The 518-nt window shown below is 55.2% G+C and carries 1 tRNA gene; it reads left to right on the top strand.

Annotated features, from left to right (window positions below):
* The first annotated feature begins 246 nt into the window (after positions 1 to 246).
* Positions 247 to 320: transfer RNA gene (locus tag PWJ82_RS09535), tRNA-Ile, on the top strand.
* The last annotated feature ends 198 nt before the right edge of the window (positions 321 to 518 follow it).

The raw sequence follows: 518 nt of genomic DNA, 5'->3' as shown, positions 1-518 counted from the left end.
GCGTTTGTGTGGGGTGGAGTGCTCGCCGTTGATGCGTGCCCCGCAGGTGCCGTTGAGCGTGGAGGATTCGGAGAAAATCGCGGCGCTGCTACGCGAGGTGCACGCATAAATTAAAAGCTGGGCGTTCCTGTCTGACGCACTCTAAAGGCCGGAACGCCCTTATGCCCTACCTGTTTTATTGGGAGCGAAAGATGAACCTGGTGATTGGTGCTCAGACCAATTCGCGCCTGCTAGAATTTACGCGCTGCCCTCGTAGCTCAGCAGGTTAGAGCAGTGGACTCATAATCCATCGGTCGCGGGTTCAAGTCCTGCCGGGGGCACTCTGTGATGTCCCGCGTCATAGGTCCGCCTGTGACGCGGGATTTTTGGGGTTAATAGACAAAAGGGGGTGCGGACTGTTTATTGGACGGGTTAATAGACAAAAATAGTTGCTAATGACGGCGTGTCGTTAGCTCCCGATCCGGCCTTTACGGATGTTTAGACCGTCTTCCCACGGGCGCTCCATGTTGATATGGGTA

Origin of the sequence: Actinotignum schaalii, from assembly GCF_028864145.1 — a bacterium.
Taxonomy (GTDB): domain Bacteria; phylum Actinomycetota; class Actinomycetes; order Actinomycetales; family Actinomycetaceae; genus Actinotignum; species Actinotignum schaalii_B.
This window is presented reverse-complemented; position numbering and strand designations above follow the sequence as displayed.